7 protein-coding genes and 4 pseudogenes are annotated in these 14,814 nt (G+C 68.9%); 6 read left to right on the forward strand and 5 right to left on the reverse strand.

Annotation, left to right across the window (positions count from 1 at the left end; all coding sequences use genetic code 11):
- Positions 1-287 precede the first annotated feature (287 nt).
- Together ABCR83_RS31005 and ABCR83_RS31010 are read left to right on the forward strand one after the other, a co-directional pair.
- Positions 288-755 carry a hypothetical protein gene (locus ABCR83_RS31005; RefSeq protein ID WP_462698581.1) on the forward strand — a complete coding sequence of 156 codons (468 nt, stop codon included), beginning with the start codon at positions 288-290 and terminating at the stop codon, positions 753-755.
- A 201-nt stretch (positions 756-956) separates the two neighbouring features.
- Positions 957-3,389 (forward strand): helicase associated domain-containing protein, encoded by a 2,433-nt coding sequence (locus ABCR83_RS31010; protein WP_462698582.1) that lies wholly within the window; start codon positions 957-959, stop codon positions 3,387-3,389.
- A 288-nt stretch (positions 3,390-3,677) separates the two neighbouring features.
- On the opposite strand, the gene ABCR83_RS31015 is transcribed toward ABCR83_RS31010, so the two are convergent.
- Complete coding sequence (locus ABCR83_RS31015) at positions 3,678-4,274, reverse strand: hypothetical protein (RefSeq protein ID WP_462698583.1); 597 nt, start codon at positions 4,272-4,274, stop codon at positions 3,678-3,680.
- A 1,149-nt stretch (positions 4,275-5,423) separates the two neighbouring features.
- Between ABCR83_RS31015 and ABCR83_RS31020 the strand changes: the two are divergent.
- The 3 genes and pseudogenes from ABCR83_RS31020 to ABCR83_RS31030 all read left to right on the forward strand — a co-directional run.
- Positions 5,424-6,946: pseudogene (locus ABCR83_RS31020) on the forward strand (transposase family protein).
- Complete coding sequence (locus ABCR83_RS31025; RefSeq protein ID WP_462698584.1) at positions 6,936-7,532, forward strand: ATP-binding protein; 597 nt, start codon at positions 6,936-6,938, stop codon at positions 7,530-7,532. Before ABCR83_RS31020 ends, ABCR83_RS31025 begins: the two are co-directional and overlap by 11 nt.
- A gap of 47 nt (positions 7,533-7,579) precedes the next feature.
- Positions 7,580-7,909: pseudogene (locus tag ABCR83_RS31030) on the forward strand (transposase); the annotation flags it as partial.
- Positions 7,910-7,970: 61 nt separating this feature from the next.
- Here ABCR83_RS31030 and ABCR83_RS31035 read toward each other — a convergent pair.
- A complete protein-coding gene (locus tag ABCR83_RS31035) occupies positions 7,971-9,323 on the reverse strand; it encodes an IS256 family transposase (RefSeq protein ID WP_462698585.1) in 1,353 nt (450 codons plus the stop codon).
- 53 nt (positions 9,324-9,376) lie between these two features.
- On the opposite strand from ABCR83_RS31035, the pseudogene ABCR83_RS31040 reads away from it, so the two are divergent.
- Positions 9,377-10,341 (forward strand): annotated as a pseudogene (locus ABCR83_RS31040) (IS256 family transposase).
- Between the two features lie 285 nt (positions 10,342-10,626).
- Here ABCR83_RS31040 and ABCR83_RS31045 read toward each other — a convergent pair.
- From ABCR83_RS31045 to ABCR83_RS31055, 3 genes and pseudogenes are all read right to left on the reverse strand, one after another.
- Positions 10,627-12,333 carry an IS1182 family transposase gene (locus ABCR83_RS31045; protein WP_462698586.1) on the reverse strand — a complete coding sequence of 569 codons (1,707 nt, stop codon included), beginning with the start codon at positions 12,331-12,333 and terminating at the stop codon, positions 10,627-10,629.
- Between the two features lie 131 nt (positions 12,334-12,464).
- Entirely contained in the window at positions 12,465-14,402 is a 1,938-nt protein-coding gene (locus ABCR83_RS31050) for a S9 family peptidase (protein ID WP_462698587.1), read from the reverse strand.
- Positions 14,403-14,618: 216 nt separating this feature from the next.
- A pseudogene (locus tag ABCR83_RS31055) lies at positions 14,619-14,814 on the reverse strand (hypothetical protein); the annotation flags it as partial.

The following is a 14,814-nucleotide window of genomic DNA, read 5'->3' on the forward strand; positions in this document are numbered from 1 at the left end:
ACGCTCTTCCGATCTCCCAGCGCTGCGCGCTGGGAAACGAAGCGGGGCGCGCTGCGCCCCGCAGCCGATCCGCGTTGCGGATCGGGGCGCGGCAAGCCGCGCCGGGCGGTCTCCGCTTCGCTACAACCGCCCCTGTAATACCCCGCGTTGCGGGGTATTACGAAAGGCCGGCGGCAAGCCCGCCGGAGTGAGCCGCGTTGCGGCTCACAGGCAGGTCCGCTTCGCTCCCCTGCCACAAAATAGAACCCGCTTCGCGGGTTCCGGCTAGCAGGGGAGCCGACTGTGACATGGTCTTCCTCATGTCTGCAAACTCCTCCACGATCCGGGTCCGCTTACGCCTCGCTGAGTTCACTCTCGATCCCCGCGATCCTGATGTCATGCGCAGGGTCCTGGACCTCGAGGCCGATCTGATGACATTTAACAATGGCACAACTACCTTCTGGCTCAATGGAGTTGAGATCTGTAGCTTTCCATCCTCCGTCTTGAGTGCGGTGGAGTTTCCCGTCTCTCCTGCTGGAGAGCCTCCGAAGGCATACTCCGTGGAGGACGTGCGCCAGCAGCACAGCAGCGCCTACCGGCGGTGGAAGCCAGAGGATGAGCAGCTTCTGCTCGAGCTCCACGCCAACGGTCAGAGCGTGGAGACTCTTGCCGTCCGGTTTGGTCGGCAGCCGAGTGCCATCCGCTCGCGGCTGGCAAAGCTGGGCGCGGAGGGTGACTCTGAGGGGCTGCAGAGGGAGGAGAAGCCTCCCTTCTGAGGTTGTCTCCGACTCTGCACAGGGGGGCTTGGCTGGGACAACGCCAACCTCAAGGCTCCAGACCGTCAGGATAAAACCCATGATGCACTGTGTAGGATCCCGGATCCGAGGCCATCCCCACCCGGGTGCGTCCCGGACCGGCCGGTGAGCGTGCCACGCTCACCCAGGAATTGACGTTCTCACGGCAGAGAGGGGCTTCGTGTGAAATGCGGAGCTGCGAAGAACCTGTTCTCTCATCAGGTTGAGGCCGTCGAGGCCATCGTGCGCGGTCTGGACGTTCCCCCGAGGATGCGGGTTCCGTGCAATGGGCTTCGTGCCACGGTAGTTGCTGCGTGTGGCACGGGGAAAACGCTGATGGCCGCGCACTCTGCCTTGCGGCTCGCGAGGCACGGCCGGGTACTGGTCCTGCTGCCCACGCTCGACCTGCTCACCCAGACAGCCACGGCCTGGCGGGGGGCCGGCCACACCGCGCCGACCGTGGCCGTGTGCTCGTTGTCGGGCGACCCTCTGCTGTCGGCCCTGGGCATCCGGTCCACCACGAGCGCCCCGCAGCTGGCCCTGCGGTACGGCTCCGGACCCGTCACGGTCTACGCCACCTACGCGTCCCTACCGGTCCTGGCAGAGGCGCACGAGGGCACCTACGGGCAGCGCATGGACCCTTTCGACCTCGTGGTGGTGGACGAGGCGCACCGGACGTCTGGGAGCGCCGGGAAGGCGTGGGCGGCCGTGCACGACAACGAGGTGATCCCGGCGGCGCGGCGGTTGTACATGACGGCGACTCCGCGGGTGTGGCGGGAGCGGCCGCCGTCATGGGAGGTCCGGGACGGGGTGCGCGATCCCCTGCCGGAGGAACTGGCCTGTTCGATGGACGACGAGGCGGTGTTCGGGCCCGTCGTCTACCGGTTGTCGCTGGCCGCCGCGGTGTCCATGGGGTTGCTCGCCCGGTATCAGATCATCGTGGCCGAGGTGACCGATCCCGAGGTCACCCCGTCCCGCCTGGCCAGTGAGGAGGGGCGGGAGGAGCAGGTGCGCGGGGAGCGGCTCGCGGCGTTGCACGCGGCGGTGCTGCGGACGAAGGTGCAGCATGATCTGCGGACGATGATCACCTTCCATCACCGGACGGTGGAGGCGGAGGCGTTCGCCGAGGGCCTGCCGGCCGTCGCGCAGCGGCTGCATCGTGCTGATCCGGGGCGGTATCCGGCGCGGGTGTGGGCGGGGTGGCTGTGCGGGGAGCACGAGGCCGATGAACGTCGGCGGACGATCGGGGAGTTCGGCGGCCGGGACGGGTATGCGGTCCTGTCGAACTGCAAGGTCCTGGGTGAGGGGGTGGACGCCCCGGCGGTCGACTCCGTCGCCTTCCTCGATCCGAAGGGGTCTCCGGTGGACATTGTGCAGGCCATCGGGCGTGCCCTGCGGCAGAAGCCCGGTCAGGGGAAGGTGGCTTCCCTGGTGGTGCCGGTGTTCCTTGAGGACGGGGAGGAGCCGGAGGACATGTTCACCTCGGCCTCGTACCGGCCGTTGATCAAGGTGTTGGAAGGGCTCCGTGCACACGATGAAGAGGCCATCGAGCTCCTGGCGATTCCACAGACCAACACGCCTCTTGTCGCTCCTTCCCCGATGATCGGTGCCGCGCCGGACGAAGAGGAGAGTGAGGAGGAGGCGCGGTTCCTGCTGCGCTTCGCTTCCCCGCGCGACCCGGTTCTGATCGCGCAGTGGGTGAACTTCAACGTCATCGATGTCGAGCGGCAGGACTGGGCCCGCGGCTGGGCCGCCGCCCGCCGCTACCAACTCCGCGCCGGGGACCTGGCCGTGCCCTACGAGCACGTCGAGGGCGCATTCCCGTTGGGGCGGTGGCTGAGCGAGCAGCGACAGCTCCACCGTGCCGGCGAGTTGCCCGTCCGGCGGGCGAAGCAGCTGGAGCAGTTGGGGATCGTCTGGGACCCGGCGGACGTCGTCTGGCAGGAGAACCTGGCGGCAGCACGGGCGTACTTCGCGCAAACCGGCACCCTGGCCGCCCCGCGGGGCGCGGTGGCCCTGGAGAAGCCGGTGGGACAGTGGCTCACCAACCTCCGCCGGCCCGGCGGCCTCGGCAAGGCCCCCCAGCGCGCAGCGCAGCGGGCCGCAGAGCTCGCGGCAATCGATCCTGACTGGGCGCCCGCGTGGCCGGTCGACTGGCAGCGCCACTACGCCGGACTGCGGACCCTGACCGAGGCCGGCGGGACCGTCGCGGACATCCTCCCGGGTGTCACCTACCACGGCGACGACATCGGCCAATGGCTCGTGCGGCAGCAGCGGGAATGGGGACGGCTCTCCGAGGCGCAGCGGGAGCGGCTGGACCTGCTCGGCGTCAAGCCGCTCCCCAGGACCGCCAGGCGCCCCCAGAAGGGCACGGGGGCAGCACCCGTGAAGGCAGGGGCGTCCCGGTCGTCCGACGCCTTCACCCGCGGCCTGACGGCCCTGGCGCAGTACGTCGCCCGGGAAGGAACCACCACGGTCTCACGGCAGCATGTCGAGACCGTGGACGGCACTCAGACGCGGCTGGGGGTATGGCTCTCCAACACCCGCAACCGACGCCACAAGCTCACCGAAGACCAACTCAAGCAACTCACCGACCTCGGCATCCCCTGGGCATAACCACCGCCGAGGGGCCCCGATCGTTCAACGGTTTCCGTTCTCTTCCCGGATCATTCCTCGGAGGCTGGAGGGAGATGTCCGCCTCGGACTCGCCGAGCGCGAGGCCCTCGCGTATGGCCGTGGCGATGCCCCGCGAGCGGCCCGCCAGCCCGCGGAGGTCCGCCAGGGGACTGTGGAGGTGGCGGCGCCGGGCAAGCCACTCCGCCCGGTTCTCCGCAGGAGTGCCGAGCCGAAGGTGCTTCGGCTGCTGGCACAAGTGGTTGTCGCACCCTCCCGGGATCAACTGGATCAACGTCGTGGAAGCGGGACGTGCCGCAGTGTTCGGGGTTGGATGACCGTCACTCGGCGACCCTGATGAGTTCGCCTGGCGTGCTGCTCGTCGACGGCGATTGCTGAGACGTTGCGCTGGAGCACACGCTCCCTTCGCCCGTTGACGAATGCGGCTTGTACCTCGACGTGCCCCAGGCGGATCAGCCAGGCCACGGTCTGCGGGTGGAGGAGGTCCATCAGCCGAAGGACCTTCTCGGGTGAGCTGTCATTGCAGATGCGGGAGACCGCATTGACCTTGTCCTTGAACGCCTTGTGCAGAGTCTGCTTCTGGACTTTGCAGGCGTCAGCGGCCTTCCGCCAGGTTCCTCCGTTGGCCAGCAACTCGGCAATGAGCAGGATCTTCTCCCCGTTGATGGCCAGCTCGATCGCCCTCAGACGTTCCAGGGCGTCCAGGAGTTCCGCGGTCCCTCCTGGACGCGGGCGCTTGACCAGTTCCCGGAGCCGCGTCATGGCTTCGCGCAGCACGCGTGCCCCCAGCGGGAGCGCGAGATCGTCACCATACGATTCCGGGCTGTCATCAAAGTGCGACAGCCCAAGCCACCCCCGCTTTGCCATCCGTCGAAAATAGTTGACAGCCTCAGCCTGACGTCAGGTCTGGAATCAGCCACCAGTGTCGCGCCATTGTGCGTGAGGGCCGCGAGAGCCGTTCGGGCATTCACCAGCAACTTCGTGGGCCGATCACTTGGACAGCCTTAATCCTGGTTCAGCCAGAATCTCGTCGAAAGCTTGTCAAATCGTGCTTTCCGCGCTCCCGGCGGAGGAACTCCGGGCCAGGGTAGGCCAGTTACCCTGTCGAGACAGGGAGGCTGGCCGTCGCCAGAAACGCCGACGGCCCCCGATGGCGCGGGAGCCGCCTCCACCTTCGTCCGATTAAGGAAGGTCTGCTTGAAACCAACCATAAGGCGCTCTCGGGGCGTCAGGCAAGATGGAATCACGCAGGCGCCAGCATGGTGCGGGCCCTGACCCGTTAGGGGTTGATCCGGGGCGGCCACCGCCGCCCCGGAACAACATGCTCCACCAGACAGTCAGCGGCAGCCCGGCCTGCTCCGCTACACGAATTCACTCTTCGAAACCAGCATTCCCGTTGCGCGCTGAGTGAGTGCCGGAGCATCACCGACTCTCTGCCCGTCCTATGTTGCCCCTCGTTCCGGGCAAGTCGGGTGTCCCCTGCCTGGATGCCCGTTGGCACTCGAACAGGCCGCAGGCATCGGCTGCTTCCGCCACGGCCGTGCGGTCCCACGTGCTGAGCCGCAGGACGCGGGCGCCGTGCCCCCGCCCTCAAGCTGCCGGAAACGGCGAGCGCCTTCGATCAGCTCCGCTGTCCAAGCCGGTGGAGGGACATTCCAGGCCGCAGGTGCCGAAGCCGGGCCGCCATGCTGGGCGGCTGAGGGCGGGCCACGGTTCGCCGGAGCACCAGCTGCCGCCTCAAGAGCGAGAGTATCGAGGCCGGCATGTTGCCGGAGCCGGGCGCACCGGGCGCATGTCCATACGCACAGCAGCCGTAGCGGATGGCGATGGTTGCTGTCAGTCGTACGCCGAAACCGGTCAGCTGGATGCCGACTGCCTGGCATACCCGGGACGAGGGCGGCAGAACGTGCTGCCTGGTACTCGTGGGAAGGGGCCATGATGCCGGGAAGACGTGACGGTGATCCCGAAGGCGGTCTGGCAGCCGTGTTCCCGCCGGCGTCGGGGCGGGCGGCGGCAATGCCCCGGCTGCTGGAACTCGACGGGCGTGGAGAGCCGACGGCGGCACATGTGCGCCTGGTGGCACAGGCGTTGGGGAAGTCGGAGCGGACGGTGTGGCGGTGGCCGGCCGCTGCCCGTGAAGATCACCGCCTCGCACGGGTGGAGTCGTCCCATTTCACGGTCACCACGGAAGTCCGGCGACTGCTGGCGCTGTGGGGCGGTAACGCCTCCCGGGTCCACGCCGAGCTGGTGCAGCGGGCGGCCGGAGATCCGGACGCGCCCGCGGTGCCGTCGCTCTCCACGCTGCACCGGGCGATCCGCCGGGACCTGACCCGTGGTGAGCGGGCCGGGCTGAGAAGCGGGGAGGCAGCGCGGCGCGCGCATGACGTCTTCGGGCAGCGGCCGGCCACGCACCGCAACGCCGTGTGGGAGGGCGACCACAAGCACGTGCCCGCCGAGGTGGACGCGGAGGGCGAGCTGGCCACGCCGTGGGTGACCTGGTTCACCGATTGCGCCACCAAGGCGATCACCGGGGTCGCGGTCACAGCTCACGCTCCGAGCCGCGACGCGGTTCTGGCGTCCTTACGGATCGCGATCACCCGCACCGAGCCGTTCGGGCCGGTGGGCGGGCTGCCCGGTCAGATCCGGGTGGACCGCGGCAAGGAGTTCCTGTGCCGGGCGGTCACCACGGCGATGGGCGCACTCGCCGTCCCCGTAACCGACCTCCCTGCCTACACCCCGCACTTGAAGGGCACGATCGAGGCGTTGAACGACGCGGTGGAGGAGATGTTCCTCGTCTCGCTCCCCCGCTACACCGGCCGCCAGAAACCCACCGGCGGCCATCTCGCCGACCCCGACGCCCCGCCCCTGACCTACGAGGCGTTCGTGGGCCTGCTGCTGGACTGGGTGACCTGGTGGAACACCCGCCACCACCCGTCCGCGCCGAACGGGAAACCCCCCTCCAGGCGTGGCAGGCCGACGCGACCCCGCTCACGGACGTGTCCGCAGGGCAGCTGGCGACGTTCGCCCTGGAAGACGACGGCCGCACGTACACGATCAGCACCAGCGGCGTGCGGCGGCGCCGCCGCGACTACCTCGCCCCGCGGATGAACGGCCGTACCGGCACCAAAGTCTCGGTACGGCACCTGCCCCACCACGACGACACCATCGAAGTCTTCGACGCCGCAACCGGCCGCCACCTCGGACCGGCGTTCCTGGCCGCCGCCGCGAGCCGGGAGCAGATCCGCTCCGCCCAGGCAGCGCGGACCGCGGCCGCCCGCCGGCACAAGGCCGATCCGAAAGCCGCGGAGAAACTGCGCCGCCGGCGCTTCGAAGCCTCCACCACCACCGCCCCGCCCCGCCCACTCACCTCCCCGACCCCCGCCCAAGCCGAAGAGGAACTGGGAGCGGCGGCGCAGACGGCCCGCCGTGCGCTGGCCCGCCCCGATCTCGTTCCGCACGGCCCCGCACCCGATACCTGGGCCCGCCCCAGGCCCCCGCGCATACCTACCCCTGATGAGGACCAAGCCGATGATCGCTGATCTGGACCACGGGCTGCTGCCCGACGAGAGCGAAGACCACTTCCCGGGCCTGGAGCAGGCCCAGTTGGCCGGTACCGACACGCTGCTGACCACCCGGGACAACATCGAGGCCGTCACCGAGACCAAGGCCATGACGTGCGTCTACGGGCCGGCCGGCTCCGGCAAGACGATGTCGGCGAACTCCGCGCTGCGCCACCCCGCCCCGGACACCACCCACCGCCTGGAACTGCGCGCCGGACCGACCCCGCGCGACATCCGCCATGGTCTCTTCCAGGCGCTGGGGCTGCCGGGGAAGCCGCCGGCCCGCCCGATCGAGTTCGACACCCTCCTCAAGGAGGCACTCGCCGAGGAGTTCCGGGTCCCGGTCTGCGACGAGGCGCAGTGGATGAAGAAGACCGGGTTCGAGTCCTGGCGCCACCTGTGGGACGACAAGCGCACCAACATCACCGTGATCTTCGCCAGGGGCGACGGCTGCTACAAAGTCCTGCGCCGCGAACCCATGGCTGGCGGAGCAATGCTCAGTACCTGTGGATCGGGCCCGGGAGGGCGCTCAACGGGCGTACCTTCCCGGGTGATTGATCGGTAGGTCACCGAGTGGGCCGACGTTGGCGCGTCGGTCGGGAAGGCACGCCCGTGCTCAGCGTAGTCAATGTCGACAGCACCCTCACGAACGGTTCCCTGATCGACGAGATCGTCCGGGAAGGCGCAAGGCGGATGCTGGCCGCCGCCCTTGAGGCCGAAGTGAACTCCTACATCGCCGAGTTGGCTGGCCAGCGTGATGAGGGCGGCCGGCGTCTGGTGGTGCGCAACGGCTATCACCAGCCGCGGAAGGTCGCCACCGCCGCCGGGGCGGTCGAGGTGAAGGCTCCGCGCGTCAACGACAAGCGCGTCGACGCGGTGACGGGAGAGCGCAAGCGGTTCTCCTCGGCGATCCTGCCGCCCTGGTGCCGCAAGTCCCCCGAAGAGGTCGCGTCCGCGGAGCGGTGGAAAAGTGCTCGACGCGGTAGTTCCGTGAGTGTTGATGTTATGCGGCTTGCTCGAGTGCTGCGGCAACCTCAACTGGCGTCTTATAGAGCGTGGTTGACGGATCCAGCAGGGACCGGCGGAGGTCTTGCAGGGTCCGCAGGGCTCGCGGCGTCATGGTGAAGCCTCGCCAGCCACGTGCGGCGCGGTCCAGGACTGCCCAGATGAGGCTGACGCAGGAGGTCTCGCCGGGGAACCGGCCGATGACCTTGACCCGGCGGCGGGTCTCGCCGAAGGTCCGCTCGATGAAGTTGGAGTGCCGGATGCGCTTGTGGTGCTCGGCGGGAAAGCGCAGGTAGACGGTCAGGCTGGCCCGGTCGTTGGCCATGGCCCGCATCGCGGCGGGGTAGGCGCCGGCCCACTTGTCGATGAATGCGTCGATGCGCCGCTGGACGGCCTCGACGAGGCGCTGACCGGGCTCGATGTCCTTCAGTTGCTCGTCGGTGGTGTCGAAGCAGGCCCAGAACTCGGCGCGGACGGCTTCCTGGTCGTCCTTGCTGATCTTCGCGAGGACGTTACGGAGTTTGTGAACGGTGCACCGCTGGCGCAGGGCCTTGGGAAAGACCTGTTCGGCCGCGCTGATCAGGCCTTTCGCCCCGTCGGAGATCGCCAGCAGTGGTGAGACGAGGCCCCGGTCGGACAGATCGGTCAGAAAGCCGTGCCAGGCGTCGGTGGACTCGCTGTTGGCGCTGTCCAGGCCGACGAAGACGGGCTTGCCGTCGGTGGTGATGCCCCAGGCGGCCAGCACGGGCTCGGCGGCGTGCCCGTCGTGCATCTTGAAGTGCGAGGCGTCCAGGAACAGGTAGTCGAGGTCGACACCGGACAGGTCGCGGCGGCGCCAGGCGTCGAACTCGTCGCGGATCTGGGTGCAGATTACCGACACCGTCGACTTCGACAGTGCGGCCTCGGGGCCGAGCGCGTCCGCCAGGGCATTCTCCACGTCGCGGACCGACATCCCCCGGACGAAGGACGTGATGACCAGCGTTTCAAGGGTGTTGGTGCGGGTGACGTGCGTGCCGAACAGGCGGGAGGCGAACTTCTCCGTGGTCCCGCGCAGCTTCGGCCGGGCCACCGTGACAGGGCCCGCGGTCGTCTTGATGGTGGTCGGGCAGTGGCCGTTGCGGTGTCCGGGGCGGGCGGTGGCCTGCCCTTCCTCGCCCACGGCCGCAGTGGCGCGTTCATAGCGGGCACGGCCGAGGAAGGAGTCGACCTCGGCTTCCATCGCGGTCTGGATGATCAGGCGGGCACCGAGCCGGGCCACGTCCTCCAGGACCTCGACCAGGTCGCGCTCCCCGGTGAACAGAGCGTCGATCTCAGCGCGGATGGCCTCGGTGGGGGATACTCGTCGGGACACGAGCGTGGGTCTCCTTCGTGCGAACTGGCAGGTTCAGCACGGAACTTACGCTCGTGTCTCCCTTTTCCACCGACGCCCGGACGCGACCCCCGAAGATCAGCGAGGTCCTGCCCCTGCTCTACCTGCACGGCCTGTCCTCGGGTGACTTCGTGCCCGCGCTGGAGCAGTTCCTCGGCTCGGCGGCCGGTCTCTCGCCAGCCACCGTCACCAGGCTCACCCAGCAGTGGCAGGCCGACCACGACGCGTTTGGCCGCCGCGATCTGTCCACCGCCGACTACGTCTACGTCTGGGCCGACGGCATCCACCTGCGTGTCCGCCTCGACCAGGCCAAGGCCGCGGTGCTGGTGCTGATGGGCGTGCGGGCGGACGGCGCCAAGGAACTGATCGCGATGACGGACGGCTACCGCGAGTCGCCCGAGTCCTGGGCCGACCTGCTGCGGGACTGTGCCCGCCGGGGCATGCGCGCCCCTGTCCTGGCGGTCGGCGACGGCGCCCTCGGCTTCTGGAAGGCCCTGGCGGAGGTGTTCCCCGAGACCCGTCACCAGCGGTGCTGGGTTCACAAAACCGCAAATGTGCTCGACTCGCTTCCGAAGTCGGCCCAGCCGGCAGCGAAGAAGGCCCTGCAGGACATCTACAACGCGGAGGACCGCGAACACGCGGCCGAAGCCGTCGTCATGTTCGCCCGGCAGTACAGCGCGAAGTTCCCCAAGGCGGTCAAGAAGGTCACCGACGACGAGGCCGAGCTGCTGGCCTTCTACGACTTCCCCGCCGAGCACTGGATCCATCTGCGGACCACGAACCCGATCGAGTCGACCTTCGCGACCGTCCGTCTGCGGACGAAGGTCACCAAGGGCGCCGGATCCCGCGCGGCTGCCCTGGCTATGGTGTTCAAGCTCGTCGAATCCGCCCAGACCCGCTGGCGGGCGTGAACGCACCCCACCTCGTGCCCCTTGTCCGCGCCGGAGCCCGCTTCGAAGGCGGCCACCTCGTCGAACGCTCCGAGGCTCACGCAGCCTGAAGAAACTCAACCGATCCACAGGTATTGACAATTACTCTGGCGTCCAGGACCTTCATCCGGGTACCTGGAGCCCTTCAGCGTGTCTGGGCGTCCGATCGGCCGACGGTGTCCACCGACCCCACATCGCCCGCGAGCACGAACGCGCCCATCAGACCTCTCACCAGGATAAATACATGCTCGGCACCTGACCCACACACTTCCTCGAAACGATCCGCACCCTCCAGCGATCAGGTTCAGCGACAGAGCTTCATCTTGACTCTGTCGGGGATCTTGTAGTTGCCGAGGTCAGCTGCCCAGGGTTCGCCAGGACTTCAGCCGGGGTATCTCGCGCTGGTCGAGGTAGTTCTGGAAGGCGGTCGGCTGGCGGGGCGTGGGGGTTTCCTCGGTCGGTGGCAGTCCGCTGAGGCGCTCGATGTTGACGGCGATGGCCGTCAGGACGTGCTGGATGTGGGCCTTTCCCTGGCCTCGGTAGCGGCAGCGTCGCATGCCGTGTCCGTGGGCGAACTCGTTGACCGTGCCCTCCACTCCGGAGCGGACCGCGTAGCGGGTCTTCCACTCGGGTGTCTGCTGCTCGGCGCGGACGCGGAGTTGCAGGTCGCGGAGCTCGCGCGGGGGAAAACCCACGGTGCGGGCACTGTCGGCGGTGCTGGTGCACTGGGCGCGAGCCGGGCAGGTGCGGCACTGGCTCTTGGTGAACCGTGCCACGATCAGCGGGGCCGCGGTGGGCGAGGAGGTCGGGTAGGGGCCGTGCCAGCCCGCGCTGACCTGCCCCTGGGGACAGGTGACCTGCCGGCGGTCGAAGTCGATATGGAAGTCGTCCCGGGCGAAGCCCTCGTTGCGGCGGTGCTGGTGCGCGGGGTTGCTCTTCAGCGGCCCGGAGATGGTGACTTGGTGTTCACGGGCAGCTTGTTCCAGATGGGGCAGGGAGGTGTAGCCGGCGTCGACCAGGTGCTCGGCAGGCAGCAGCCCGCGACGCGCCAGGCGGGTGTGGATGCCGGGCAGGACCTGGCTGTCGTGGGTGGTGGCCGCGGTGGTGGCGACATCCGTGATCACGTTGGGGCCGTCGGGAGCACAGGTCTCGGTCAGATGAGCGGCGAACCCCTTCCAGCTGATGATGTGCCCGTGCCGTGCGTAACGGGCCGAGGTGTCGTAGGGCGAGACGATCGCCCTCGACGGCGGCGGCAGTCCCGCCCCGCCCTCCTTCTCGGCGGTGCGCCAGCGAAGGTGCCCAGCAGCATCACGGTGGTAGTTCTGCATCATGATCTGCCGCAGAGCCTGGACACGAGGACCGGACATGCGGTCCGCTCCGTGACGGTAGAGGTGTTCCAGGAGCCGGACGGCGTCGCGTCCGGTGGCAAGGATCCTGGTCATGGGCTTGGTGGGGTTCTTCCCCAGGCGGACCGGTCGGCCGTAGCGGAGCCCCCAGCCCTCGTCGACCAATTCATCCAACAGGTGCGGGGACGTGCCGGCGACCTCTTCGAGTGCGGCACGGACCGCCTCGGTGATCAGCTCCAGGCGGGTCAGGTCACGCACCGCGGCCAGGACATGGGTGGAGTCGGTGCGCTGAGTGGTGCGCTCGCGCACCAGTCCGGCCTCCTTGAGCCGGGCCAGCGCGAGGTCCAGGAGGCGGTCGGCACGGCCGTCTTCAGCGAGACGGTCGCGGAAGTCTGCCAGCACGCTGTGGTGGAAGCCGGAATCGTCCAGCTCCATGGCCATCGCGTACTTGAAGTCGATGCGGCAGCGGACCGCCTCGGCGGCCTGCCGGTCCGACAGGCCGAGCAGGAACTGCAGCACGCAGACGGTGGCCAGCTGAGCAGGCGAAAGCCCCGGACGTCCGTCCCTGGGGTACCAGTCGGCGAAGTCCTCGTCGCGCCACAGCCCGTCCAGCCGGTCACGTACCCATATCGCCGTCGTACCGCCCGGGTTGCTCGCCCGCGCGACCCGCGCGGTCAGAGGCGGAACGTGCTCACCGGAACGGGGGCGCAGGGACAACGGGCACCTCGACAACTGCATCGGTCGGCGGAACGACCCGAGCATGCCCGTCGACCATGCTGCCGCACCGGAAAACTCCAAGATCCCCGACAGAGTCAAGCCAAGTTGAAGTGCGGGACGGGGCTGCTGGGTCAGATCGGGTCATTGTCCGACGCCGGGTCACCGAGCCATCGCCCGAACCACGCACGGGTGCGCCGGAGTACGTCGATCCGGTGGTTGCGCTCCATGATCAAGTGTCCCTCGCGGGGGTAGACGACGAACTCGTGCTCGACGCCGAATCGGCACAGCGCGCGGTGGAAGTATGTTGCCTGGCCGAGTGGAACGTTCGTGTCGTCCTCGCCGTGCAGGATCAGCACCGGGGTGGTGACCTTCGAGGCGAACGAGACCGGGCTGAGCCGGTCGTGGGGGTGCGGGCCGGGCCCCTCCCAGCCGATACTGCCGCCGAGTCCGGATTCCAGGGTTCCTTCCTCGCCGGTGGCTGCTTGCATGCCCCAGTCGCTGATCCCGGCGCCCATCAGCGCGGCCTTGAACCGGTCGGTCTGTCCCACCGCCCATGCGGCCATGAATCCGCCGTGGCTCCACCCGTCGATTCCGAGCCGGTCCGGGTCCGCGACGCCGTCGGCGATCAGCAGGTCGATCCCGGTGAGGATGTCGGTCCATTCTTCGAGGCCGACCTTGCCCGCGACCGCCGCCGCGAACGCGTGGCCGTGTCCCTGACCGCCCCGTGGATTGGGCAGGAAGACCGCGTATCCCGCGGTCGCAAGCCACTGTGGGGCGAACCAGGTGGTATTCAAGTCGTCGCAGTACCGGTCATAGGGACCGCCGTGCACCAGGGTGATGAGCGGGAACGGGCCGTCCTGCCGACACCTGCCGACCGGCAGGATCAGCAGCCCGTCCAGGTCCAGGCCGTCGCCGGCCTTGTAGGAGAGGCGCTCCTGGGTGCCCCACCTGATCCGACGCAGATCCGGCCTGGTGTCGCTGAGCCGGACCAGCCGACCGCCGGGAGGCCCGCAGCGCACGTCCCCCGGCTCGTAGGCCGTGCTCGCCAGCGCAGCGACCGCCTCACCCGAGCTGCTGGCGGTAAGTGAATCGACACGGCCGTCCCGCGTGGACACACGCCCGAAGCGCCGCGCGTCGGGGTCGAGTCGGTAGATCGCGGTGTCGAGTCCGTCGGCGAACAGCGCCAAGGGCGCCCCGTTCTCGACCTGCACCAGCTCGGTCGGGCAGACGTTCATGCCCGCGGTCAGGTTGCGGTGCTCCCCCGCAGCAGCACCGGGTTCGGGCACGGCGACGTCGAAAACGGCGAGACCGCCGACCAGACCAGGAGGGGTCACCGCCAGGTAGGCCACCCGCCAGACATCGCGGACGCTCCACCAGATCGGTGAGCACGCCTCCAACTCCATCCGGCCCAGATCGAGGAGCGCTCCCGTGGCGGGATCGACCACGTGCAACTCGGCGGTGAACGTGCCGGGATCGAACTCCGGGCAGGACCAGCTGATGACCGCCAAGGGGCCACCGTCCGGTCGCTGGACCACGTCGACGACGTGCCTGTCGCCAAGCCCCGCCACCACATGCAGCTCGCGTGTGCCGAGGTGCAGGAGGCGCAACCGGCCAGGGGGAGCCCCCGCTCCCCATACGATCGCGTCGTCGCGCTCGGCCTGCCGGCGCTCGTCCTCCTCACTCGGCTCATCCGCGGCGATCACGGCGACCATCTCGCCACCGGCGAGCGGCCGGTGGTCCACGATCCCGCCCCGCCAGGCAGTCAGAGTCTCGCACTGGCTGCCGTCGAGTCCGATGCGGTGCAGTTGCCGGTCCGACCGGAAGAAGAGCGACGCCGAGTCCGGCGCCCACCTCGGGACACCCTCGCACGCCGTACCGCAGGCCAGCTCCCGGGGAGGTGAGCCTCCATCAGCGGCGGCGACCCACAGTGCGCTGACCGGGTGCGGACCCCGGCCGGCCGAGGCCATCACGTAGGCGACCCAGGCGCCATCCGGGGAGATCACCGGGCATCGCGGCTCGGCGCTGTCCACGAGGAGCTCTGCAGTCAGCTCCGGTACGTTTTGACTCATACGACACGCCCGCCCGTTCCGTGATCAGGGATACCCGCACATCCTGGGCCTTCAGCGTGTCACCTGTCGCGGTAAATACCGGAGTTACTGCGGCAGTTGCGAACGCGTTTCCGCGATCAAGCACCCGCCCGATGCGGTTCTGCTGTGCAGACTTGAGAGGAGGGGACTGTCAGTGCCCGACGCCGACCAGGCCCGGCGCCAGCATGCCTACCTGGGTCATGCCCCCAGATCCTCCGTCACGGGCAGGCACTCGGCGAGCAGGTCGACGACGTCGCGCCAGGCTCGCTGCGCGTGCCGTGAGTGATAGCCGACGCCGGGGACCACGGTGTGGTCAACCGGCGGGTGGTGGAAGGCGTGCGAGCAATGCTCAAGACCTGTGGATCGGCCCCGGGTTGGTGCGTGAAGGGCGTAC

This window comes from Streptomyces xingningensis (assembly GCF_054957865.1).

Coding starts and splice junctions, on each gene's coding strand:
- ABCR83_RS31005 (WP_462698581.1), top strand. CDS start 288: ATGGTCTTCCTCATGTCTGCAAACTCCTCCACGATCCGGGTCCGCTTA.
- ABCR83_RS31015 (WP_462698583.1), bottom strand. CDS start 4,274: ATGGCAAAGCGGGGGTGGCTTGGGCTGTCGCACTTTGATGACAGCCCG.
- ABCR83_RS31050 (WP_462698587.1), bottom strand. CDS start 14,402: ATGAGTCAAAACGTACCGGAGCTGACTGCAGAGCTCCTCGTGGACAGC.
- ABCR83_RS31025 (WP_462698584.1), top strand. CDS start 6,936: ATGATCGCTGATCTGGACCACGGGCTGCTGCCCGACGAGAGCGAAGAC.